The sequence below is a fragment of the Klebsiella sp. PL-2018 genome, from assembly GCF_019048985.1.
GTDB classification, from domain to species: domain Bacteria; phylum Pseudomonadota; class Gammaproteobacteria; order Enterobacterales; family Enterobacteriaceae; genus Klebsiella; species Klebsiella michiganensis.
The window spans coordinates 402643-426303 of sequence record NZ_CP077673.1 but is presented as its reverse complement, the minus strand read 5'-3'; the positions used below and the strand labels follow the sequence as shown (position 1 = coordinate 426303).

Genomic DNA, 23661 nt, shown 5'->3' with positions numbered 1-23661 from the left:
ACGGGCCTTTTCAACTGAAGTTTGTCGTATTTCGCTAAATTTCGCTTATGACGTTCAGGAAATAACCAGCCGATGCGCAAACGTTATCGTCCATGCGCAATCCGGTAACATTTTTGTATTGCGCTGATAGCAATTTTCCCCGGTCATCGGCTTTAGTAATAGTTTATTCGCCGGGTAAGGTGAACGGCCCCCCGCGCTCAACCGCTTTTTGCCAGGCCGGGCGCTGCTCCACGCGCTGAACCCACTGCGTCAGATGGGGTAAATTCTCCACGCCGCCGCGCGCCAGCAGCGCCATCGCGGGAAAGCTCATCTGAATATCGGCCATACTCAGCTCAGCGCCGGCAAACCAGCGCTGGCGGGAAAGGTGCGCTTCAATAAAGCGGGCATGGGTGTCCACCTGGCGGTTAAGCCAGGCATTCTGTACCCCCTTGCCCAACGCATTACCCAGCGTGCGCATACCAAACGGCACCGGCGGTTTGCCCAGGCTGGCAAACACCAGCTTCATCAGCAGCAGGGGCATCAGCGACCCCTCGGCGTAGTGCAGCCAAAAGCGATATTGCAGCTTATCTTCCACCGACTCAGGTTTTAAGCGCCGGGCGCTATCATAGGTTTCCTGTAAATATTCCAGAATGGCGCCGGACTCCGCCAGAATGTGGCCGTTATCCTCAACCACCGGCGATTTACCCAGCGGATGAACGCTTTTTAATTCCGCCGGTGCGAGCATATCCTTGCCACGCTGATAAGAGACAACCTGATAAGGCAGCTGCAGCTCTTCCAGCGCCCATAACACGCGCTGCGATCGTGACTGATTGAGATGATGTACCGTTAACATGGGCCTCTCCCGCTGTTTGTTCAAATTAACTATAGGAACAGGCGGCGGATGCCGGGAATTTTTCGGCAAACTGAAGAGGCAAATTCAGAGAAAAGAGCCACACTTAAATTGTCGGCGCAAACCGGAACCTCCATCAAAGATTGCGCAATACTGAGGTGAGCCGACGTCGGGGGAAACCCTCCTGCGTACCAGCGGGATAGTGCGAAAGACCAAGACCGGAAAACAACTAAAGCGCCCTGTTGTGGCGCTTTAGTTTTTTAGTCATCCTCCAGCAATCGCGCGCCGGTCCCCTCTTCACCCAGCTTATCGCCCGGGTTGCGTAACGGGCAGTCGCGACGCGACAGACAGCCGCAGCCGATACAGCCATCGAGCTGATCGCGCAGCGCGGTCAGGGTATGAATGCGCCGGTCCAGCTCCTCCCGCCACTGGGACGACAGCATCTTCCACTCTTTGGCGCTGAGGTTATGCCCTTCCGGCAGTACGCCGAACGCGTCGCCGATGGTCGCCAGCGGAATACCAATGCGTTGCGCAATCTTAATGATCGCCACCGCGCGCAGGACGTCGCGCCGGTAGCGCCGCTGATTGCCCGCGTTGCGCTGGCTGTGGATCAGCCCTTTACTTTCATAAAAGTGCAGCGCGGAGACGGCCACGCCGGTTCGTTTTGCCACTTCGCCGGGCGTCAGCAGCATTTTGATGCGGGGTGATTTCTTTTCCATAAAGCGCTTTACCTCAAGTTAACTTGAGGAATTATACTCGCCCGCAGACAAAACGACGAATCGAGAATTGAGAGAGGCCGCTTTATGTCCCATCAGGATATTATCCAAACGCTTATTGAATGGATTGATGAACATATCGATCAACCACTTAACATTGATATAGTCGCCAGAAAATCGGGATACTCGAAATGGTATCTGCAGCGGATGTTCCGCGCCGTGATGCATCAAACGCTGGGCGATTACATTCGCCAGCGCCGCCTGCTGCTCGCCGCGGAAGCGCTAAGAACCACCCAGCGCCCTATTTTTGATATCGCGATGGATCTCGGCTACGTGTCGCAGCAAACCTTCTCGCGGGTGTTCCGTCGCGAATTTGACCGAACGCCGACCGCCTATCGCCATCAAATTTCTGCCTGATAGTGCGGCTGATAGGGGCTGAGGCAGGTGCGCTCATTCGCCAGCCACAGCATGAACTCCTGCGGTGGCATCGCTTTCGCAAAGTGCCACCCCTGACAGTACTGCACGCCGCGTTGCTGGAGCCAGGCTACCTGCTCTGCCGTTTCGACGCCTTCAGCCACGATTTTTAAATGCAGGCTGTTTGCCATCTGGATAATATGCTCGGCAATCAGGTGGCTGGTGGTATTGCTCGTCAGCATGTCGACAAAAGATTTATCAATCTTCAGAACGTCGACGTTGAGCGCATGAAGATTGTGCAGGTTGGAGTAGCCGGTGCCGAAATCATCGATGGCGATTTCATATCCCGCATCGCGGAACGCCTGGATCACCGGCGTCGTTTTCGCCACGTCGATAAACCCGCGTTCGGTCACTTCGATTTTGATTTGTTCCGCCTTGACCGCGTAGCGCTGGATCTTCTCGTTGATGTGCTCAATCAAGCGTGCGGAATGGAAATCGGAAGCGGAGAGGTTAATCGCCACGTACAGATGCGGCTGCCGCGCCAGAAACTCGCCCAGGTCGGAAAATACCTCATCGATGACATAGTCGGTGACCTGGGCGATCATCCCTTCATTTTCCGCCATCGGAATGAACTCCGCCGGACTCATCACCGGCCCATCAAAGCCTGGCCAGCGCAATAATGCTTCGGTACCGACGCAGCGGTTATTTTTAATATCGATAACCGGTTGATAGTGAAGGCACAGCTGACGACGGTTTAACGCGCGCTGCAGCATCTTCCGCGGAGAGTGGTACTGCTGACGGGTGCGCGACCACACCAGCAGGAGCAATACGCTGCAAATCAGCCCCAGCGGTAGCGTCAGGGTCACCTGATTATAAAAATTCTGATAATAGCTGACGCGCGAAGTGGACATAATGACGGCTATCGGGCGAACGGTGGAATGGGCGATGGTATAAACGCGGCCATCCTGGTGAAATAAAGACGCTTCAGCGCGAATCAGGCGATGCAGCTCATCGGGGTCGGCATTCTTGCTGACGGAAAAAAACTGGTGGGTTTTGGTATCAAAAACGCCCCAGGCGAGGTCGCGGTCGCTGGTGATCAACGCGCTGTATGAGAGCGGATTAACCACCACCACATAGTTGCCGCGCTGCATATAGTTCATCGCATAGCCAGGGTAGAAAGGGGTCTCGCGGTAGTAGTAAATCGCGACATCCGGCTTTTTGGTATAGGTTGCGGCCGGAATTTGCCACCCCGTCTGGCGGCGAACCGAAGTGGAGCAGAAGAAATGGGTGCCGTTGGCGTAGATTAAATCGTCGATATAGAGCAGGCCGCGAACAATACCGAGCAAATATTGCTGATGCTGTGGTGAACATATCGCTCCCTGATACAAGCGGGCTTTATCGCGCGCTTCGTCGGCTTCACGAATCACCATCTCCGTTTTTTGCAGCGCCAGTCGAGAAAAAAGCCTCAGCTGATCGGCGGTTTCCGCTTTGGCGCGAATTTGCGCAAACCACAACGCCAGCAGCACCGGCAGCAGAATGACCAGCACGATGCCAAATATTCTCAACGCCTTATGCGGCGCGCTATGATTCATTTCCGCTTTTTATCCATGCGATACGCCTTAATCAAGGTGAACAGCCCCGATGACTCTGCTTACTGTGATATGAACGGAGCATCTCAGCAACCCACGCTTTGACGTAAAAACCTCATGACGATGAATTATGAATAATACTGGCTTATAGGACCACTGGAGAAACATTCTCAACATAATGAGATTAGCTCCACTATGTCATTCGGTTTATCCGTATAATTAGCCAGAATAAGTAATAAAATCCGCAGAACATAAACCTTATTAAAAAACCAAAACCGCCGATAATCCCTTATAATCAGCCTTCACATTGCAAGAAAGCCCCGCGCCCTCCTTATTAACCCTGCTATTTACATGGCTAATAAGCGCAAGAAAACACCATTTTTGGCTGGTGAATAAAAGAACAAGTGTGATATAGTTCACATTAGCTGATGAAACAAAAACGTTGTTTCATTACGATCTTGTTTGCCTGAAGATAGCCAGAGCGCCGTTCCATCGTCAGTCTCATCCGGTTGTCAAAGGCTCCCAAATTTCGTTGAGGATAGGTTGATGGCTTCCATTACTACCAGTGTCGTGCTTTTGCGCTGGCCACTCGTGAGCGCAGTGCTGATGTTTCTGGCCAGCTCGTTGAACATTCAGCTACGTAAAAGCGATTATGCCGGTTTAGCGGTGATTTGTAGCTGTATGGGCCTGGCCGCAGCCTGCTGGTTCGCCACCGGTCTGTTAGGCATTACGCTGCTGGACGTGGCGAAAATCTGGGGCAATATCAAGGACGTGATGATTGAAGTCATGAGCCAGACTCCGCCAGAATGGCCGATGATGATGACCTGATGTCGGCCCACCTTATCCGGGCGCCGATGTCGCTGACCGGACCACCAGACGGCGGTGAACCGGTTGCCCGGACAGGTGCACAGCACCGCCACCCGCGATTTCCCCCTCTGCGACAGCCTAAACCCATCACCGATATACACCGCAGCGATGACACCATTATGGTCTGGTTATAACGCTTCCGCTGGCCGACGGACGACTGCCCAATAGCCCGCGTGGAAAGTTGTTCGGGCAGCGTTTTATTGCGCAGTGCGCCTGGTAAGAACAGGCGTTTGCCGTCGTGGCGGTAGATTGATACGGACAAGAAGGCCGCTCCCGCAGTTTCTCCCACTGGGCTTCATCGTATCGCGTGATGTTATAAACCTTTACCGCATGATATTGCTCGTTAATTAACACGCTGGACGAGTAGAGCTTCATCGACTCTCCCGGCAGTAATAAAATGTCGGCTTCATACCAAAGAATAAACTTTAAAAACCGCAGGCTGGAAATCGAAGAAAAAGCCACGCCGGAATACGGGCAGACAAGCGTATTATGAATAGTCCATTTCATTTTTTATCCTTGCTGGCATTGCTGATAAATGACTCTATATAGTGATAGCATCCATGATAGCTAACCGCAAGGTTATCGATTAATAATGTGATATCAGACAATACTCAATACCACCCGTACTCAATAAGGCTTACCTTAAATATAGCATTCTAATAATGAATGGTTAACCATAATAGCCAGAAGCGCGCCCCGCAGGAATATACATAAATAAGAATATACTGACAATTAATTACAGGCTACCCACAGCGGTAGCCTGCGGTACTATTTTTAGCATTTACCACAAAGAACCGAGCTCTCCTTCAAATAATAAGCAGCAGGATTACCAGGTTTTACCAATATTAAACTGGAACTGCTCGGCTTTATCACCATCGTATTTTTTAAAGGGTTCAGCCCAGGAGAACACCAGCGGGCCCAGTGGCGACATCCACTGCACCGCAATCCCGGCAGACATCCGGATATGCGACGGATCGCCATAGTCCGGGATCCCGGCCGCCAGCGTCTGGCCGGTATTTTGCCAGGAGGTGCTCCATACCGTACCGGCGTCGAGGAATAGCGACGTTCGCAGGCTGTCGGCATATTTGTCATTCACAAACGGCGTCGGCACAATAAACTCGCTGTTCAGCACCGCCATCGCGTTACCGCCAACCGCATCGGATGATGAGTCCAGCGGACAGGTGCTGTAGCTGCTTTCAGAACCATTACAACGATAATAAGCCGCTTTTGGGCCAATCGTATTCGACGAAAAACCGCGAACCGACGACGATCCGCCGGCATAAAAGTTATCGTAAAACGGCACCGATTTGCCGTTCAGCCCATCGGCATAGCCCGCGCGCAGGTGCTCCATCCATACCCAGCTTTTGCTCTCGGCCAGCGGCATATATTGGGTGGTATCGAAAGTCACTTTGTAATAGCTGTTATCCGAACCGGGTACGGTGACCTTGGCGGTCAGGCTGCTTTTATTCCCAGCCCGCGGGAAGAAACCGCGATCGAGGTTGTTATAGCTCCAGCCAACGCTGGCAAAATAGTCATTGGCGCTATAGGTCGCACCGCTGTCGCCGTCTTTGGTGACGACGTCAGGATAGATGCCCCGTGAGTTAAGATAGCTCCAGGTGGTGAGCTCCGGCTCCATATTGGTCAGGCGGTTATGGACATAGTCCAGGCCAAGGTTGAGGGCGTTATTCTCGCTAATCGGGAATCCCAGCGTACTGCCAACGCCGTAGCTTTGCTGGTTGTAGCTTCCGGAATCGGCATCCGAGGCGTCGTAGCTGTTGTAGAAAATTTTGCCGCCGAGGCTGACGCCATCCACGGTGAAGTAAGGGTTCGTCGCTCCCAGCTCAATATAGGACTGGTAGCTGTTGCGCGTGCCGTTGAAGCTGACGCTATTGCCGGTCCCCAGCCAGTTATCCTGAGTGACGCCGAGCTGGTAGCTCACGCCGCTGTCGGTACCAAAGCCCAGACCAACGTTAAAGGAGCCGGTATTGCGCTCCTTCACCTTATAGACCACGTCCACCTGATCCTGGCTACCGCTTACCGGAACGATCTGCTTGTCGACGGTTTCAAAAAATCCGGTACGATCCAGCCGCGTTTTCCCCTGCTCGACTTTCTCGTCATTCAGCCACGCGCCTTCCATCTGGCGCATTTCGCGACGCAGCACCGCATCGCGGGAAGTATCGTTACCCTCAAAGCGAATCTGACGAACCGAATAACGGCGTCCGGCATTGACGTTAATATGCAAAACGACGCTTTTTTTCGTCTCATCAATATCCGGCGCGGTATTAACCTGCGGCCAGGCATAGCCGTATTTTCCCAGCAGCGTCTTAATGCTGTTCTCAGCCGCCGTGATTTCCGCGCCGCTGTACCATTTCCCCGCTAAAGGCTTCACCAGCGCTTCAATTTCCTGGTTATGCTGCGCCATATCGCCGGTCACGACCGTACTGGCCACGTTATAACGATCGCCTTCGGTAAGATTGATCGTGATATACAGCGATTTTTTATCCGGAGTAATACTGACCTGACTGGAGTTAATGGTAAAACGCGCGTAGCCGCGATCGAGATAATAGCTACGGATGGTCTCAAGATCCGCCGCCATTTTTTGCTTTTGGTATTTCTTATCGCCAATCACGTTCCACCACGGAACGCTGTCGCGAAGCTGCAGCTGGTCCAGCAATGTTTCTGCGCTAAAGGCCTGGTTGCCAATAATATTAATTTGCGCAATTTTTGCCGATACCCCCTCCTGAAAGACAAAGGTTAAATCAACGCGATTACGCGGTAGCGGCGTGACGACAGCATGGACCTGAGCGCTATATTTCCCGACGCTGTAATAGAAATCCTGGAGCCCCTTTTCTATTTCCGTGAGCGCATTGCGATCCAGCGCGCTGCCTTCTTCAATACCGCTGGCGGCCAGATTCTCTTTGAGAGCATCATCCTTAACGGATTTATTCCCGGAAAAGCTGATTTTAGCGATGGTTGGCCGCTCTGTGACCTGCACCACCAGCGTGCTGCCATCGCGCAGGATCTGCACGTTCTCAAAGTTGCCGCTGGCGTACAGGGCGCGGACCGAATCACTGATATCCTCGTTAGAAACCTCTTCTCCCGTATGAACAGGCATGCTCAGTAGCGCAGCGCCAACGGTAACGCGCTGTAGCCCTTCGAAACGAATGTCATCTACCGTATAGGCGGTTGATGCGTAAAGCGTTAAAGGGGAAATCAATAGACCGGCGATGAGACTCGTTTTTTTTAGCATGGAGGTGTCGTCTAAAAGATATTTGGCAATAGCAGATACCTGCTGGGAATAATGCAGTTCATTGCGCCAGACAGATTCTGACGCCGTTTTAAATAACCTGAACGAGGCGCAGAATTGCACGCAATTATGACGAGAAAATGGAGAAAAAATGGATATATGAGAATGGTGAAAAAATTATTTTCTAATGGAACTTTCCTTCTCCCACCCAGTCAGATAAGCATTTCCTGACAACATTAAAATTCAACATCTTTTGTTTTTTAATTAAAAAAACAAAAAGCCCCCTTTCTCATTGATTGAAAGGGGGAAAAAGATCTTGTTAGGAATGATGCTCTCTGGGATAAACCAGGAACAGCCACAAACTAACCTATAACCCCGTAGATAAAATGAAGAGACAGTGAATAAATTATGCAGCCAGATTGCCATTATAATGAAATGAGTAGATATCATGCCACGAAATGAAATTCAGCGTTCAGTGCTTAGCGAGCTGGTGCAATGGATAAAAAACAATCTTGAAAAGAAGCTCACCATGCGGGCGCTGAGCCTCTTTTCCGGCTATTCTGAATGGCATCTTTTTCGCCTGTTTCGTCACTATTTTAATATGTCGCCAATGGCCTATATTCGCCAACAGCGGATGCAATTAGCCCTTGATTTATTAAAGGTTAAACCGGCTTTTCGCATCGTTGATATTTGTATTATGGCGGGCTATGAAGATATCAGCGCCTTTAACCGTACCTTTAAAAGATACTATGCGATTACGCCTGGCCAGTTTCGCAAAATCCTGTGTATCTCCGGATAGGGGATCCCCCTCCTCCGCATTGCTGCGGTTGGGAATGGAAGGGGGAAGAGGAACACAACGTTAGAATGGAAATGGCAGGATGCCACCGTTAATCGTTTCCGGGATCAAGCAGACCCGATCAACAGGAAACAGTGTAAGCTGCTAAGTTGAGTTAATTGTGTAGAAGCCGTGGAGATTTTGTCATCATTTATATCTCCGGCCTTTTTCCCCGACATAAAAAATAAAAAGCCGGAATAGTTCACTATCCCGGCGGGTGTTTGAGTAGATAATCAGAAGTGCGTATTCACGCTGACATAAAACGTCCGACCCGATTCATTATAGGTCTCCGCGCCCGCGCCATACAGATAGGCGCCGGTCGTCGAATTCCCCGTGGTCTGCGCGTTACCGGCGCGGTAGTGGCGAATATCGAACAGGTTATCCACGCCGCTGGTCAGGCTCAGGTTTTTATTCACATCCCAGGTCGCGCTGAGCCCGACGATACTGTAAGGACTCACTTCATTCAGCTCGCTGCCGGATACCGCCTCGCCCTTATAGTTGAAGCGCTTAGGTTTTTGCCGACCATACCAGGTGAAAGTACTCTGCAGCGAAAGATCGTCGCGTACCTGCCAGCTGACGGTCGAATTAAGGGTGAACTGCGGGATCACCGACAGGCGATCGCCGGTGGTCTTGTTCTTACTCTGCAGCATCCACGTCAGGTTGTTGCTCCAGTTGACCGTTTCGCTTACCGGCAGGTTTAATGAGCCTTCCAGCCCTTCAACCAGCGCCTTCGGTACGTTTTCCCATTGATAAATATTGGTCGTGCCGTTGCTGGCCGTTCCCACCGCCGAGTAGCCCGATTCAATCTTGTTATGATAGTCGTTACGGAACCAGGTCAGCCCCGCCTGATAGCCGTTGTGCTTATACTCAAGGCCAATCTCTTTATTAACGCTGGTTTCCGCCTTCAGATCGCTGTTCCCCATCAGGTAACAGGCTGAGCTGCTGGCATAGCAGCCCTGGCCGTTGCTGTAGAGAATATAGTTCGGGTTGAGCTGATAAAGGTTTGGCGCTTTATAGGCGCGGGCGATGCCCAGCTTCAGCGTCCAGTCATCCGACAGCCCCTGCGAGAGGTTCAGCGATGGGCTCCAGTTATTGCCAACGATGCTGTGATGGTCGAAGCGCAGAGCCGGCGTCAGCATAGTGCTCTCGGTCAGCGCGATATTATCTTCGGTAAACAGCGAGAAAATCTCGGCGCTGGAATAGGGGCTACGCCCGGTTGCCGAGATACCGTCAATGGAGCCATAAGAGAGCGACTGGGTGGTCGATACGCCATCTTTCATCCGCTGCTGGTTCCACTCGGTACCCAGCGTCAGATTCTGCTCGAATCCCAGGGTAAACGGAATATTCACCTCGCTGTGCAGCAGCACATCCGACAGGTCGATATCGGAGAATTCGCTGCTGGAGAAGATCCCCTCCGTTCCCCCCGCCAGACCCTCGTTCATACGCGAGTTACGGGTGTGCTCATACTGCGCGTAAGTATTGCTGGTCACGCCGTTATCCCAGCCGCCGGTCCACGTGACGCCATAAGTCTGACGATAGAGGCGGTTGGTCTCTTTACCGTACATACTTTTCACCAGCGTGCTGGTATTGGTATTCTGGGTATCGCCTGCATACAGGTTGCCCTGGCGGCTGTAGCCGGTTTCAAACTCCAGCGCCTGCATCGGCGCAAATTCCCAGCGCAGCTTACCGTGGATATCTTTATTCACTACGCCTTCGCGTCCAGCCGGATACGATCCCGCATAGCTACCGGTTCGCGCCGCTTCGTGACCGGAATTAATATCCTGGGCATCGGCCTGCGTTTTGCTCAGATTTCCCCATAAATTAAAGCTGACCTCATCCGATAGCGGGCCATTGAGGCTGAAGTTTGTCCGCTTCGTCGCGCCCTCTTTACGGTGCTGAGGTGCGTTCATATAGGTATTCCACGATCCATGCCATTCGCTGGTGGCCGGTTTGGTGACGATATTTACCACCCCGCCCATCGCGCCATTACCGTAGCGGGCCGCCGCAGGGCCGCGAATCACGTCGATATGGTCGATCATTTCCGCCGGTACCCAGCTGGTATCACCTCGCGTATCTCGATCGCCGCGCCAGCCATAGCGCACGGAATTACGGCTGGTCACCGGTTTACCATCCACCAGAATCAGGGTGTTCTCCGGCCCCATGCCGCGAATATCGACCTGACGGTTATTACCGCGCTGGCCGCTGGTGGAGTTGCCGGTGAGGTTGACGCCGGGCTGGGTACGAATCAGCTCAGAGACATCGCGCGCGGGCGGATGTTTACGGATCTCCTCAGCGGTGATGGTCGACACGCCGGGCGCTTGCAGCGTCTGCGCCGCCGCGGTGACCACCATGGTTTCGTCATCATTTGCCGTAGCCGTTTCTGATTTCTTCGTATCGTCTGGCGTGTTGCTGTCAGCGGCCTGCGCCGGCAGCATCCCTCCCCAGATGGCCATCGGGATCAGCACGGCCAGCGAGTAGTGTGAATCGTATTTCATGGAATATGCCCTGTTTTTCTTTTTAGCCGTCGGGGCACGCCTTCTTCATCCGCCAGATAAACACCGGCCATGTCTTCCATGCCTGGCGTAACATCTCTTTTTTTGGCGTAGTCAGGCCCTCCCGTTTAAATAGGGATAGCAATAAATAATGAGCGACCAAAATAGATTTATTACTCTGGCAAAAATGAAGAAATAAACGCACCGCGCTATTCTTTGATAGCATTCGCCGAACAGCAGTAATAGGAGTATTGTGCCACACAACGTTATTAGAAATGAGATTTATTATCAAGTGGATAATTATGCATCACAGCAATAATTTTAAATAATTCAATAAAAACAAAAAGATGAAATAATTACTTACGTTTACTCCTTATTTGCACTTTAAATAATCAAAATATATCCACACTAAAAAAACACAATCTGAGCATATTCTCTCCATAATTACCGATATTTATTTCTTTATTATTTCACTATAAATACTGAGCCTGTTAATTAATAAAATAGCTGATTAACCGACCGACATTCTCGATCGCCGGGCATGCTAACGGCCAGAAATTGACTAAAATAAGGAAATCTTCCTGCGGAGCACCGCGCCATGAATACGTCGTCGTTCTATCGATACCTTGTCGGCGGACTTGCATGCCTTGCCGCCCTGCTATGCTTCACATCCGTTTACGCCGCCACAGAGAATAAACTGTCAGAGCCCGAGGAGCGCGAGGCCCTGGAAGTCAACGTTGACGATATGCTGCAGCCATGGAAGGGAGATTTACCGGGTATGCTCGACCGGCGAACCATTCGCGTATTAACCACCTTCAGCAAAACCTTTTTCTTTATTAACAAAGGGACGCAGCGCGGCGCCACTCACGATATTTTTATGGAGTTTGAGCGAAGCCTCAATCAAAGCCTGACGAAGGAGAAAAAGCTCAAACATCGTCATCTTAAGGTCCGTATCATCTTTGTTCCGGTTGCCCGCGACCAGCTCATCAGCGCGCTTAACGCTGGTAAGGGGGATATTATCGCCGCCAACCTGACGATTACCCCCGCTCGCCAGCAGGAGATGACCTTTACCGCGCCAATCTACTCTCACGTTCAGGAGCTGCTTCTTTCCGGCCCCGGCTCGCCCAAAGTGGAAAATCTGCAGCAGCTTTCCGGTAAAACGGTCTTTGTGCGTACCTCATCGAGCTATTACGAGAGCCTGGTCGCGCTCAACGCGCGCTTTGCCCAGCAATCGCTGCCCCCCATCACCATCGAACCGGCGCCCGAAGCGCTGGAGGATGAAGATCTGATAGAGATGCTTAACGCGGGCCTGATTCCATTGACCGTCGTCGACCGCCACAAGGCTCTGTTCTGGAAACAGGTTTTCCCCAACATTCAGGTTCATCAGAACATCATTCTGCGCAAGGAAGGCAATATCGGCTGGGCGGTACGCAACAATAGCCCGCAGCTGCTGGCCTTGCTTAATGAATTCATCAACAAGAATCGTCAGGGCAGCAAGCTGGGTAATACGATTCTGCTGCGCTACCTGAAGGATGCCAGGTACGTTAAAAACGCGGCGGCGCAAAAAGAGCGGCGTAAATTTCTGACCATGGTGGAGATCTTCCGCAAATATGGCGATCGCTACGATGTTGACTGGCTGCTGATGGCCGCGCAGGGCTATCAGGAGTCGCGGCTAAATCAGTCGGTGCGTAGCCACGTCGGCGCAATTGGCGTTATGCAGGTAATGCCGAGCACCGGCAAGGAGCTGAAGGTCGGCGATATTAAGCAGCTCGACCCCAACATTCATGCCGGGGTGAAATATATGCGCTGGATGATAGACCGCTACTATGGCGATGAACCGATGACCCAGCTTGATAAGGCGCTGTTCTCATTCGCTTCTTATAACGCGGGCCCCGCGCGCATCGCCCGGCTGCGGGCGGATACCAAAAAGCGCGGTTTTGATCCGAACGTCTGGTTTGGCAACGTGGAGTATCTGGCCGCCGAGAAGATCGGCTCCGAGACCGTAAGCTATGTCAGCAATATCTATAAATATTACATCGCTTACCGGCTGATCGTGGATGAAATAGCGCGTAAACAGCAGGCGACGACGGCCTCCAAAAATCAGGTCGTGCCGACAGTGGGGATGCCTGCCGCACCTGCCACACCTGCCACACCTGCCACACCTGCCACACCTGCCACGCAGTGAAATAGCGCAGATGGCCTGGGTGACAAAATAGAAAAAGCCCCGAACAGGGGCTTTTTCAGAGATGACTTTACGACGCTAACGCTTCGTTAGAACGGAATATCGTCATCAAAGTCCATCGGCGGCTCATTGGAAGGGGCAGCCGGCGCCTGCTGCTGCGGACGAGACTGCGCGCCGCCGCTGAACTGGTTTCCGCCCTGCGGCTGCTGAGGCTGGCCCCAACCGCCCTGCTGCTGACCACCGCCTGCCGGGGCGCCCGCGCCCTGCTGACGACCGCCGAGCATTTGCATCGTGCCGCCAACGTTAACGACAACCTCGGTGGTGTATTTTTCCTGACCGGATTGGTCAGTCCATTTACGGGTACGCAGCTGGCCTTCAATATAGACCTGAGAACCTTTACGCAGATACTCGCCGGCCACTTCCGCCAGTTTGCCGAACAGCACAACGCGGTGCCATTCGGTCTGCTCTTTCATCTCACCGGTCGCTTTATCACGCCAGGATTCGGAAGTAGCCAGCGTAATGTTGGCAACTGCGCCACCACTCGGCATGTAGCGTACTTCCGGGTCCTGGCCCAGATTACCGACGAGAATCACCTTGTTTACGCCTCTGCTGGCCATGTTTGTGTCTCCTGAATGCGTTTCTTAATAGTGTAAACGCGCGAGTGTACCATTTCCAGGTACTATGTTGATAGCTGGGAAGTAGGTTCCAGATAACTCTCGCGGTGCGACATTTTTACACATCCCACCGGAAAATGCATTCCAATACTGTATATTCAAACAGGTTAAATTGTGTCATAATTAGCCGTTTCTGCCGTTTGTCCTTCTAACAAACCAGGCAATCCGCGTATCTACCGGGAAAGGTGAATGGATAAGATCGAAGTTCGGGGCGCCCGCACCCACAATCTCAAAAATATCAACCTCGTCATCCCGCGCGACAAACTCATTGTCGTCACCGGGCTTTCGGGTTCAGGCAAATCCTCACTGGCTTTCGACACGTTGTATGCCGAAGGGCAGCGTCGCTACGTTGAGTCGCTCTCCGCCTACGCGCGGCAGTTCCTGTCGCTGATGGAGAAGCCCGACGTCGACCATATTGAAGGGCTGTCGCCGGCGATTTCCATTGAACAGAAATCAACGTCCCACAACCCCCGTTCAACGGTAGGCACCATTACCGAAATTCACGACTACCTGCGTCTGCTGTACGCGCGCGTCGGCGAGCCGCGCTGCCCGGATCACGACGTTCCGCTGGCGGCGCAAACCGTGAGCCAGATGGTCGATAACGTGCTCTCCCAGCCAGAAGGCCAGCGCCTGATGCTGCTGGCGCCGATCATTAAAGAGCGCAAAGGCGAGCATAACAAAACGCTGGAAAACCTCGCCGGGCAGGGCTACATCCGCGCGAGGATCGACGGCGAGGTCTGCGATCTCTCCGATCCGCCGAAGCTGGAGCTGCAGAAGAAACACACCATTGAAGTGGTGATTGACCGCTTTAAGGTGCGCGACGATCTCAGCACGCGCCTGGCCGAGTCTTTTGAAACCGCGCTGGAGCTGTCGGGCGGCACCGCCATCGTCGCCAATATGGACGATCCGAAAGCCGAAGAGCTGCTGTTTTCCGCCAACTTCGCCTGCTCGATTTGCGGCTACAGCACGCGCGAACTGGAACCGCGCCTGTTCTCCTTCAACAACCCGGCTGGCGCTTGCCCGACCTGCGATGGTCTCGGCGTCCAGCAGTATTTCGATCCGGAACGCGTCATTCAGAACCCAGAGCTGTCGCTGGCTGGCGGGGCGATTCGCGGCTGGGATCGGCGCAATTTTTACTACTTCCAGATGCTGAAGTCGCTGGCGGAACATTATGAATTCGATGTGGAAGCGCCCTGGGGCACGCTGAATAGCAGCGTACAAAAAGTGGTTCTGTACGGCTCAGGCAAAGAGAATATTGAATTCAAATATATGAACGATCGCGGCGATACCTCGGTGCGCCGCCATCCGTTCGAAGGCGTGCTGCATAATATGGAGCGCCGTTATAAAGAGACGGAATCCAGCGCAGTACGTGAAGAGTTAGCGAAATTCATCAGCAACCGTCCCTGCACCAGCTGTGAAGGGACCCGCCTGAAGCGCGAAGCGCGGCACGTGTTTGTGGAGAATACCCCGCTGCCGACCATCTCGGATATGAGCATCGGCCACGCGATGGACTTCTTCAACAACCTGAAGCTCTCCGGCCAGCGTGCGCAAATTGCTGAAAAAGTACTGAAAGAGATTGGCGATCGCCTGAAATTCCTCGTCAACGTCGGTCTGAACTACCTGACGCTCTCCCGTTCGGCGGAAACCCTCTCCGGCGGCGAAGCGCAGCGTATCCGCCTCGCCAGCCAGATCGGCGCAGGCCTGGTCGGCGTCATGTACGTACTGGATGAGCCCTCTATCGGCCTGCACCAGCGCGATAACGAACGCCTGCTGGGCACGCTGATCCACCTGCGAAACCTCGGCAACACCGTGATTGTCGTTGAGCACGATGAAGACGCCATTCGCGCCGCCGACCACGTTATCGATATCGGTCCAGGGGCTGGGGTACACGGCGGTCAGGTCGTGGCTGAAGGCAAGCTGGAAGATATTATGGCGGTGCCGGAATCGCTGACCGGCCAGTTCATGAGCGGCAAGCGTAAAATCGAAGTGCCGAAACAGCGCGTACCCGCCAATCCGGAGAAAGTGCTGAAGCTGTCCGGCGCGCGCGGCAACAACCTGAAAGACGTGACGCTGACGCTGCCGGTGGGCCTCTTCACCTGTATCACCGGCGTTTCCGGGTCGGGTAAATCCACGCTGATCAACGACACGCTGTTCCCGATTGCCCAGCGTCAGCTCAACGGCGCCACCATCGCGGAACCGGCACCTTACCGCGACGTGCAGGGGCTGGAACATTTCGACAAAGTGATCGATATCGACCAGAGCCCCATCGGCCGTACGCCGCGTTCTAACCCCGCAACCTACACCGGCGTCTTTACGCCGGTCCGTGAACTGTTTGCCGGCGTACCTGAATCACGTTCGCGTGGCTACACGCCCGGCCGCTTCAGTTTTAACGTACGCGGCGGCCGCTGTGAAGCCTGCCAGGGCGATGGCGTGATCAAAGTCGAGATGCACTTCCTGCCGGATATCTACGTACCGTGCGACCAGTGCAAAGGCAAACGCTATAACCGCGAAACGCTGGAGATTAAGTACAAAGGCAAAACGATTCATGAAGTGCTGGATATGACCATTGAAGAAGCGCGTGAGTTCTTCGATGCGGTTCCGGCGCTGGCGCGTAAGCTGCAAACGCTGATGGACGTCGGTCTGACCTATATTCGCCTTGGTCAGTCGGCTACCACGCTTTCCGGCGGCGAGGCCCAGCGCGTCAAGCTGGCGCGCGAGCTGTCCAAACGCGGTACCGGGCAAACGCTGTATATCCTTGATGAACCGACCACCGGTCTGCACTTTGCCGATATTCAGCAGCTGCTGGAGGTTCTGCACCAGCTGCGCGACCAGGGGAATACCATCGTGGTGATTGAGCACAACCTGGATGTCATCAAGACGGCTGACTGGATCGTTGACCTTGGGCCGGAAGGCGGAAGCGGCGGCGGAGAGATTCTCGTTTCCGGTACGCCGGAAACGGTCGCCGAGTGCGAGGCCTCCTATACGGCTCGCTTCCTCAAGCCCATGCTGAAGTAATCTCATCTGCCTCTTCCCGTCCCGGGAAGAGGCCTCATTTCCTCTCATTTTCTCCCGCTGATATTTTGTGATTTGCGGCCGGACGGCATCTGTCATCAGATAGCACCACCGCCATAAATTGCAGGATGCATCATGTACTTAAAGCACGGACTTTATCGATTTACGCTCGTCGCGGCGTTATTCGCGCTGACCGCCTGCAGCTGGATAGACGGCTACAGCAGCACGGCTCATCAGCAGTTGCTGATGCTGGAACAGCTTCATCTGCAGTTCATCAGCGACGCGGCGGCAGCGCCACTCGACCAACGCTTGCTCAGTTACGAGGATCGCCAGATTCGCCCGCTATTCAGCCTGGCGTTAAGCAATAGCGATGCGCTACGGCAGAGTAATCTTCACGTACTGGAGAAAAATTATCAGCGGCTGTACCGGCGCGTCGTCCCCCAGGAGAGAGCGCTGACGCCTTTCGAGGCCGGAATTCTGGCGCAACAGACGGAAAAACTTTACCAGCAGGCCATCAACGGCGAACAACAGCGTTCAGGGAGATAAGCATGTCCACCATAGAAGAGTTAAGCGCCCAGCTGGCCGGCGCCGGCGTGAATACGGCAGAGTGGTTGCAGCTTATGCACGCGATTGTAAATGATGAAGACAGCGACATTCGCGACGCCGGGATGCTCACGCTACAGGCGTTACAGGAGAAAGCGCGCGGCTGGTTAAGTCAGGACGACCTCATTCTGCTCCTGCAAGGGCAGCGCGATATTGCCAGCATTCGCGCCAACAACGAACAGATCGCCATGCAGGCGCATCTGCAGTCCACGCTGCTTCGTCTGTTTGATGTGACCCTGCTGGCGCTGCTGGGCAGAATTTAGCGCTATGGCAACAGCTTACGCTTAGCCTCGGAAAGCGAATCAAGCGCCTGCTGGTAGGAAGCATCCACCAGATAATAAATTTGTGAATCAGGCAGGGAGCCGTCAAGAAACACCGTACTCCAGTGGGCTTTATTGAGATGTTTGCTGGGGCGAACATCGCGATGCTGCTGCCTCAACAGTTCCGCAAGCTCAGGGCTGGTCTTTAACGATACCGCAGGCCGGTTGTCCTCAACCTCTTTTACCATCGCAAACAGGACGTCCGCCGCTTTGATCTGCGTCGCTTTCCAGTCGCTATGTACGCTTTGTTCGGCGCCCGGCTTTGCCATGCAGTACTGCAATAAATCCGAAATTGTCATTTTTATTCCCCCATCAGCGTCGCGATGATATGGCGCGATCCGCCATGAATACGATGCTCCCCGAGCCAGATCCCCTGCCAGGTCCCCAGCCTGACGCTGCCATCCCGTACGGGCAGCATCAGCGATACGCCCAGCATCGACGACTTAATGTGCGAGGGCATGTCATCAGGACCTTCATAATCGTGTTCATACGGCGCGTTATCCGGTACGGCGTGCAGAAAATGCTGCTCCATATCGAAGCGAACGGTCGGATCGCAGTTTTCGTTTAGCGTCAGGGAAGCAGATGTATGCTGGAGCAGCAAATGCAGCAGGCCAGTTTTCACCCGCGATATTTCGCGGATTTGCCCGAGAATTTCATCAGTGACCAGATGGAAGCCCCGTGCTTTCGGGCCTAACGTCAGGGTTTGCTGATGCCACATAAACCACTCCTTTTACTAATGAACCTTCCTAAGTGTGCAGCAATAAGCGAAAAGGTAAAACCTTTGGCACGCTATTTTGCACAAAAAAACGGCAGCGTGCCGGCTGCCGTTTTAGCGATTGATGATTAAGCCGGCGGGCAGCTTAATATTCTGAATTCACAATGACCTCTTCACCCTGAGCGCCCGCCATCGGCAGCGGCTTATAGGAAGAGTTTGAGGCCCGCAAGATACGGATCCCACGAGCACCCACCTCGCGGGCAGCGGAGATATCGTTATCCGAATCGCCGTAGAAAACTTTGATCCCTTTCTCCTGCAGCCACTGCGTTTTGGTGTTCTGGCCAGGTTTATCGCCGGCAAAAATAACCGGGTTCATATTCGCCGCCGGGATGAGAAAATCATCCTGCAGGGTTTTTGATACCGTTTCGGTTTTGGTCTGGCTACGGCCGGTAACGAAATAGATGCTATCGCCGCGCTTTACGTGCATCGCAATCAGCTGGCGCGCCACCTCTTTCGGCATGCTGAATTCATCCCAGCCGTTGTTCATTTTTTCCCAGAACTCCGGATTTTTCAGGTAATCATCGCTGCCGGGGGAATAGGTTTTCTGCCCGCGCCAGAAGCCCGGGCTGGAGAACAGGACGGTATCATCAATATCAAAACCGACGGCCATCGGCTGGCGTCCCAGCAGGCTATTTTCAATCTGGGCGACGGAAACCCAATGGATCGGCGCCTGTTCGGCGAGTTTCGCCATATTGGTGCCCGTCCACAGCGGCTGCGGTGTGGAGGCGCGAGCAACGACGGAGCTATTTAGCGTGAACAGTAAGCAGACGGCCCCAAAGGCCAGGGTGATCTTGCGCATATTTTTCCCTAAATAATCGAATCGTTATAATTTTCAATAATGTGTACGCTTATTAATGCACCCAGACCTTACCCCCCGCGAAGGCGGATAGGAAGGTTTTTCTGCTCTGATGTCATATAAAAAGAGAATGATCACACTTCGGGAAGCGAATTGCCCGCGTCATGATTTGGCGCGGGCAAAAGGTCAGGAAGAACTTATATTACCGCAGCAAACGCCTGCGCTACGCGGCGCACGTTTCCTGCATTCAGCCCCGCGACGCACATGCGGCCGCTGGCAATCAGGTAGACGCCAAACTCATCGCGCAGGCGGTCAACCTGGGCCGCGCTGAAACCGGTATAGCTAAACATGCCGCGCTGCTTGAGCAGATAGTCAAAATCACCGCCCGGAACCGTCTCTTTCAGCACATCAACCAGCTCCTGACGCATGGCCAGAATACGGGTACGCATCCCTTCCACTTCCGCCAGCCATGAGGCTTTCAGCGCGCTGTCGCCCAACACCGCCGCAACCACCTGCGCGCCAAAGTTCGGCGGGCTGGAGTAGTTGCGACGCACGGTCGCTTTTAATTGCCCCAGTACGCGCCCCGCGGTTTCAGTATCTTCACAGACGATCGACAGCCCGCCAACGCGCTCACCGTACAGGGAGAAGATTTTCGAGAACGAGTTGCTGACCAGCATGGGCATCCCGGCGTTCGCTATGGCGCGGATAGCGTAGGCATCCTCTTCCATGCCAGCGCCGAAGCCCTGATAGGCGATGTCGAGGAAAGGAATCAAATTACGCGCTTTCAGCACCTCAACCACTTGATCCCACTGAGCGTTGGTAAGATCGGCTCCCGTTGGGTTATGGCAGCAGGGATGCAGCAGCACGATATCGCGTTTCGGTAGCGTATTGAGTTTTTCAAGGAAAGCAGCGAAACGCACGCCATTGGTTTTATCATCAAACCAAGGGTAAGTACTTACTTCGAATCCAGCCCCTTCAAATATAGCGATGTGGTTTTCCCACGTCGGGTCGCTGACCCATACGCGCGAGCCCGGGAAGTAGCGTTTCAGGAAGTCAGCGCCGACTTTCAGGGCTCCGGAGCCGCCCAGCGTCTGAATAGAGGCCACGCGATGCTGCGCCAGTACCGAATGATCGGCCCCGAACAGCAGCGACGCAATCGCGTGGCGATAGGTGTTCAGCCCTTCCATCGGTAAATAGATTGAGGCGCCGTGCGGCTGGGCGTTAAGACGTGCTTCCGCTTCGGCAACCGCCTTCAGCTGCGGAATGATGCCGTCTTCGTTGTAATAAAGACCGATGCTGAGATTTACTTTGTCACTACGCGGATCGTCTTTAAAACGCTCCATCAGGGAGAGAATGGGGTCGCCAGCGTAGGCGTCAACTTTCTGAAACACGCGATGTTTCTCCAGGTTTACATGGGCTCGTTATAACACAATAAACTGGATGTGAAAGAAGGTCGAGGGGATGTTGGCGGATAAAACAGAACGGGCTGGATTTGACGCAACAACGTGAACGCCCATCCCGGATGGCGGCTTAAACCGCCTTATCCGGGCTACCGGCCCGTAGCCGGTAGCGGCCCCGTAGCCCCGGTAAGGCGTCAGCCGCCACCGGGGGAAAGCGCGCTGGCTGACATTAATCCACGTACTTCATGGATACCCGTGAAGTCAGGCGCGTAATAAGTTCGTAAGCACTTACTTTTGTAATTTCGGCAATCCGCTCGACGGGGAGGCCTTCGCCCCACAGCACGACCGCGTCGCCAGCGTGGTCCTGTGCTTCAGGCCCGAGATCGACGCAAATCATATCCATCGCCACGCGTCCGACAATCGGCACTTCCCGGCCGTTAACCAGTACCGGCGTTCCGGACGGCGCGGCGCGCGGATAGCCGTCACCGTAGCCCATCGCCACAACGCCTAAACGCGTATCACGCTCGCTGATCCAGGTTCCGCCGTAGCCTACCGGCTCGCCGGCTTTATGCTCGCGGACCGCGATCAGGCTGGAGGTCAGAGACATCACCGGCTGGCAGCCAAAATCCGCGCCGGTGGATCCACCGTCAAGCGGCGATACGCCGTAGAGAATAATCCCCGGACGCGCCCAGTCGAAGTGCGACTGCGGCCATAGCAATATACCGCCGGATGCGGCGATTGAGCGCAGCCCCGGTTTCCCTTCCGTGAAGGTGGTAAAGATATCCAGCTGACGTTCGGTCGCGCCGCACTCAGGCTCATCCGCACGGGCAAAATGGCTCACGATATTGACCGGCTGGCGGACGTTTTTACACTGGCTCAGGCGCTGATAAAAGGCTTCGGCCTGTTCGGGCAGAACGCCTAATCGATGCATCCCGGTGTCCAGCTTCATCCATACGGTTACCGGCTCGGGTAAATCCGCTTCCTCCAGCGCAGCCAGCTGCTCCGGGCTGTGTACCGCCGTGTGCAGGCGCTGGGCGGAGATCACCGGCAGGTCGGCGGCCTCAAAGAATCCCTCCAGCAGCAGAATCGGCTGGGCGATACCGCCCGCGCGCAGGCGCAGGGCTTCTTCAAGACGGGCGACGCCAAAAGCATCGGCGTCCGGGAGCGTTCGCGCGGTCTCAAGAAGACCGTGTCCGTAGGCGTTCGCTTTCACCACCGCAACCAGTTTGCTGGCGGGCGCCAGTTCACGCAGACGTTGCAGGTTGTGTCGCAGAGCGCGGCGGTTAATGACTACAGTTGCCGCTTGCATTTGAATTCCTTAATAAAAGAATCTCCTAAATCCTTCGTGTTGCAGGAAGGCGACAAGCCTGAGAATCCCCGGGAGCTTAGTAAACTAAGTGACCGGGGTGAACAGGCGTAGTCAACGCACCTGCGGCATGAAGGATGACGGAGATTTATTCGTCGTCGTATTGTGGCCCAGCATAATTATCAAAACGCGACCACTGACCGTTAAACGTCAGGCGCACCGTCCCGATAGGGCCGTTACGCTGTTTACCAATAATAATTTCAGCGATGCCTTTTAAGTCACTGTTTTCGTGATAAACCTCATCACGGTAGATAAACATGATTAAGTCGGCGTCCTGCTCGATGGAGCCGGACTCACGCAGGTCGGAGTTGACCGGGCGCTTATCCGCGCGCTGTTCCAGCGAGCGGTTAAGCTGCGACAGCGCCACCACCGGCACCTGCAGCTCCTTCGCCAGCGCCTTGAGCGAGCGGGAAATTTCGGCGATTTCCAGCGTACGGTTATCGGAGAGCGACGGCACGCGCATCAGCTGCAGGTAGTCGATCATAATAAGACCGATGCCGCCGTGCTCGCGGGCGATACGCCGCGCGCGGGAGCGCACTTCGGTTGGCGTCAGGCCGGAGGAGTCATCAATATAGATGTTACGTTTTTCCAGCAGAATTCCCATGGTGCCGGAAATGCGCGCCCAGTCTTCATCATCCAGCTGGCCGGTACGAATGCGGGTCTGGTCAACGCGCGACAGCGAGGCCAGAGAACGCATCATAATCTGCTCCGAGGGCATCTCGAGACTGAAGATGAGTACCGGCTTATCCTGCAGCATCGCCGCGTTTTCCACGAGGTTCATCGCAAAAGTCGTCTTACCCATTGACGGACGCGCGGCGACAATAATCAGGTCCGACGGCTGAAGACCGGCGGTTTTTTTATTGAGATCGTCATAGCCGGTATTCACCCCGGTGACGCCGTCATGCGGCTGTTGGAAGAGCTGTTCAATACGCGCCACGGTAGCGTCGAGCACGTCGGCGATATTCTTCGGCCCTTCATCTTTATTCGCGCGGCTTTCGGCAATTTTAAACACCCGGGATTCGGCGAGGTCGAGCAGATCTTCGCTGGTGCGGCCCTGGGGATCGAAACCAGCCTCGGCGATTTCATTCGCCACGGAGATCATTTCGCGTACCACCGCACGTTCGCGGACGATATCGGCATAAGCGCTGATGTTCGCCGCACTTGGCGTATTTTTCGATAATTCCGCCAGGTAGGCGAAGCCGCCGACGCTGTCCAGCTGCCCCTGACGCTCCAGCGATTCGGCGAGCGTAATCAGGTCAATCGGGCTGCCCGATTCCTGCAGGCGCGCCATTTCGGTGAAAATATGGCGATGCGGACGGGTATAAAAATCTTCCGAAACAACCCGCTCGGCAACATCGTCCCAGCGTTCGTTATCCAGCATTAAACCGCCCAACACCGACTGTTCCGCTTCAATCGAGTGCGGCGGGACCTTCAACCCATCGAGCTGATAATCACGCTCGCGGGGTTCAGTCTGTGGTTTGTTGAAGGGTTTATTTCCTGCCATAGTGAATGGAGTTACCGAGATAGTGAATGGGTCGAAAGAT

Annotated in this window: 21 protein-coding genes; 8 read left to right on the top strand and 13 right to left on the bottom strand. The window is 54.2% G+C overall.

Annotated elements, in window-relative coordinates; all coding sequences use genetic code 11:
• Nucleotides 1-163: 163 nt before the first annotated feature.
• Together MKleb_RS01960 and soxR are read right to left on the bottom strand one after the other, a co-directional pair.
• Nucleotides 164-832 (bottom strand): glutathione S-transferase family protein, encoded by a 669-nt coding sequence (locus MKleb_RS01960; protein WP_025107693.1) that lies wholly within the window; start codon nucleotides 830-832, stop codon nucleotides 164-166.
• Nucleotides 833-1089: 257 nt separating this feature from the next.
• Nucleotides 1090-1548, bottom strand: coding sequence for a redox-sensitive transcriptional activator SoxR (gene soxR, locus MKleb_RS01955; RefSeq protein WP_004097815.1), 459 nt, complete (start codon nucleotides 1546-1548; stop codon nucleotides 1090-1092).
• Nucleotides 1549-1632: 84 nt separating this feature from the next.
• Here soxR and soxS point away from each other — a divergent pair, with 84 nt between their 5' ends.
• A complete protein-coding gene (gene soxS, locus MKleb_RS01950; RefSeq protein WP_004097813.1) occupies nucleotides 1633-1962 on the top strand; it encodes a superoxide response transcriptional regulator SoxS in 330 nt (109 codons plus the stop codon).
• On the opposite strand, the gene MKleb_RS01945 is transcribed toward soxS, so the two are convergent.
• A complete protein-coding gene (locus tag MKleb_RS01945) occupies nucleotides 1947-3551 on the bottom strand; it encodes an EAL domain-containing protein (RefSeq protein ID WP_025107694.1) in 1605 nt (534 codons plus the stop codon). The two genes, soxS and MKleb_RS01945, sit on opposite strands and share 16 nt — an antisense overlap.
• Nucleotides 3552-4094: 543 nt before the next feature.
• Between MKleb_RS01945 and MKleb_RS01940 the strand changes: the two genes are divergently transcribed.
• Complete coding sequence (locus tag MKleb_RS01940) at nucleotides 4095-4376, top strand: YjcB family protein (protein ID WP_004097808.1); 282 nt, start codon at nucleotides 4095-4097, stop codon at nucleotides 4374-4376.
• A gap of 156 nt (nucleotides 4377-4532) precedes the next feature.
• Here the strand turns inward: MKleb_RS01940 and iraM are convergent, their stop codons facing one another.
• Entirely contained in the window at nucleotides 4533-4922 is a 390-nt protein-coding gene (gene iraM / locus MKleb_RS01935) for an anti-adapter protein IraM (protein ID WP_004097807.1), read from the bottom strand.
• Between the two features lie 319 nt (nucleotides 4923-5241).
• Nucleotides 5242-7665, bottom strand: a complete 2424-nt coding sequence (gene bamA / locus MKleb_RS01930; RefSeq protein ID WP_025107695.1) for an outer membrane protein assembly factor BamA — start codon at nucleotides 7663-7665, stop codon at nucleotides 5242-5244.
• Between the two features lie 445 nt (nucleotides 7666-8110).
• Between bamA and MKleb_RS01925 the strand changes: the two genes are divergently transcribed.
• Nucleotides 8111-8461 carry a helix-turn-helix transcriptional regulator gene (locus MKleb_RS01925; protein WP_025107696.1) on the top strand — a complete coding sequence of 117 codons (351 nt, stop codon included), beginning with the start codon at nucleotides 8111-8113 and terminating at the stop codon, nucleotides 8459-8461.
• A gap of 269 nt (nucleotides 8462-8730) precedes the next feature.
• Here MKleb_RS01925 and MKleb_RS01920 read toward each other — a convergent pair whose 3' ends face one another.
• A complete protein-coding gene (locus MKleb_RS01920; protein WP_025107697.1) occupies nucleotides 8731-10992 on the bottom strand; it encodes a TonB-dependent siderophore receptor in 2262 nt (753 codons plus the stop codon).
• A gap of 595 nt (nucleotides 10993-11587) precedes the next feature.
• Between MKleb_RS01920 and MKleb_RS01915 the strand changes: the two genes are divergently transcribed.
• Complete coding sequence (locus MKleb_RS01915) at nucleotides 11588-13174, top strand: MltF family protein (RefSeq protein ID WP_217076412.1); 1587 nt, start codon at nucleotides 11588-11590, stop codon at nucleotides 13172-13174.
• A gap of 86 nt (nucleotides 13175-13260) precedes the next feature.
• Here MKleb_RS01915 and ssb1 read toward each other — a convergent pair whose 3' ends face one another.
• Nucleotides 13261-13788 carry a single-stranded DNA-binding protein SSB1 gene (ssb1, locus tag MKleb_RS01910; RefSeq protein ID WP_004097799.1) on the bottom strand — a complete coding sequence of 176 codons (528 nt, stop codon included), beginning with the start codon at nucleotides 13786-13788 and terminating at the stop codon, nucleotides 13261-13263.
• A 246-nt stretch (nucleotides 13789-14034) separates the two neighbouring features.
• On the opposite strand from ssb1, the gene uvrA reads away from it, so the two are divergent.
• From uvrA to MKleb_RS01895, 3 genes are all read left to right on the top strand, one after another.
• Nucleotides 14035-16860 (top strand): excinuclease ABC subunit UvrA, encoded by a 2826-nt coding sequence (gene uvrA / locus MKleb_RS01905; RefSeq protein ID WP_217076411.1) that lies wholly within the window; start codon nucleotides 14035-14037, stop codon nucleotides 16858-16860.
• Nucleotides 16861-16992: 132 nt separating this feature from the next.
• Complete coding sequence (locus MKleb_RS01900; protein ID WP_025107699.1) at nucleotides 16993-17403, top strand: hypothetical protein; 411 nt, start codon at nucleotides 16993-16995, stop codon at nucleotides 17401-17403.
• Between the two features lie 2 nt (nucleotides 17404-17405).
• Complete coding sequence (locus MKleb_RS01895) at nucleotides 17406-17723, top strand: hypothetical protein (RefSeq protein ID WP_004097794.1); 318 nt, start codon at nucleotides 17406-17408, stop codon at nucleotides 17721-17723.
• Between the two features lie 2 nt (nucleotides 17724-17725).
• Here the strand turns inward: MKleb_RS01895 and MKleb_RS01890 are convergent, their stop codons facing one another.
• Both MKleb_RS01890 and MKleb_RS01885 read right to left on the bottom strand, forming a co-directional pair.
• A complete protein-coding gene (locus MKleb_RS01890; protein WP_004097793.1) occupies nucleotides 17726-18079 on the bottom strand; it encodes an MmcQ/YjbR family DNA-binding protein in 354 nt (117 codons plus the stop codon).
• A gap of 2 nt (nucleotides 18080-18081) precedes the next feature.
• Complete coding sequence (locus MKleb_RS01885; protein ID WP_004097792.1) at nucleotides 18082-18498, bottom strand: secondary thiamine-phosphate synthase enzyme YjbQ; 417 nt, start codon at nucleotides 18496-18498, stop codon at nucleotides 18082-18084.
• On the opposite strand from MKleb_RS01885, the gene MKleb_RS01880 reads away from it, so the two are divergent.
• Nucleotides 18490-18627 (top strand): hypothetical protein, encoded by a 138-nt coding sequence (locus tag MKleb_RS01880; protein ID WP_157214916.1) that lies wholly within the window; start codon nucleotides 18490-18492, stop codon nucleotides 18625-18627. The two genes, MKleb_RS01885 and MKleb_RS01880, sit on opposite strands and share 9 nt — an antisense overlap.
• Before the next feature lie 13 nt (nucleotides 18628-18640).
• On the opposite strand, the gene aphA is transcribed toward MKleb_RS01880, so the two are convergent.
• From aphA to dnaB, 4 genes are all read right to left on the bottom strand, one after another.
• Nucleotides 18641-19354 (bottom strand): acid phosphatase AphA, encoded by a 714-nt coding sequence (gene aphA, locus MKleb_RS01875; RefSeq protein ID WP_004097791.1) that lies wholly within the window; start codon nucleotides 19352-19354, stop codon nucleotides 18641-18643.
• 194 nt (nucleotides 19355-19548) lie between these two features.
• Entirely contained in the window at nucleotides 19549-20742 is a 1194-nt protein-coding gene (gene tyrB, locus MKleb_RS01870; protein WP_025107700.1) for an aromatic amino acid transaminase, read from the bottom strand.
• Between the two features lie 238 nt (nucleotides 20743-20980).
• Nucleotides 20981-22060, bottom strand: coding sequence for an alanine racemase (gene alr / locus MKleb_RS01865; RefSeq protein ID WP_004097789.1), 1080 nt, complete (start codon nucleotides 22058-22060; stop codon nucleotides 20981-20983).
• 145 nt (nucleotides 22061-22205) lie between these two features.
• Nucleotides 22206-23621: a replicative DNA helicase gene (gene dnaB / locus MKleb_RS01860; protein ID WP_004097788.1), complete on the bottom strand. Its 1416-nt coding sequence runs from the start codon at nucleotides 23619-23621 to the stop codon at nucleotides 22206-22208.
• Nucleotides 23622-23661: the final 40 nt, after the last annotated feature.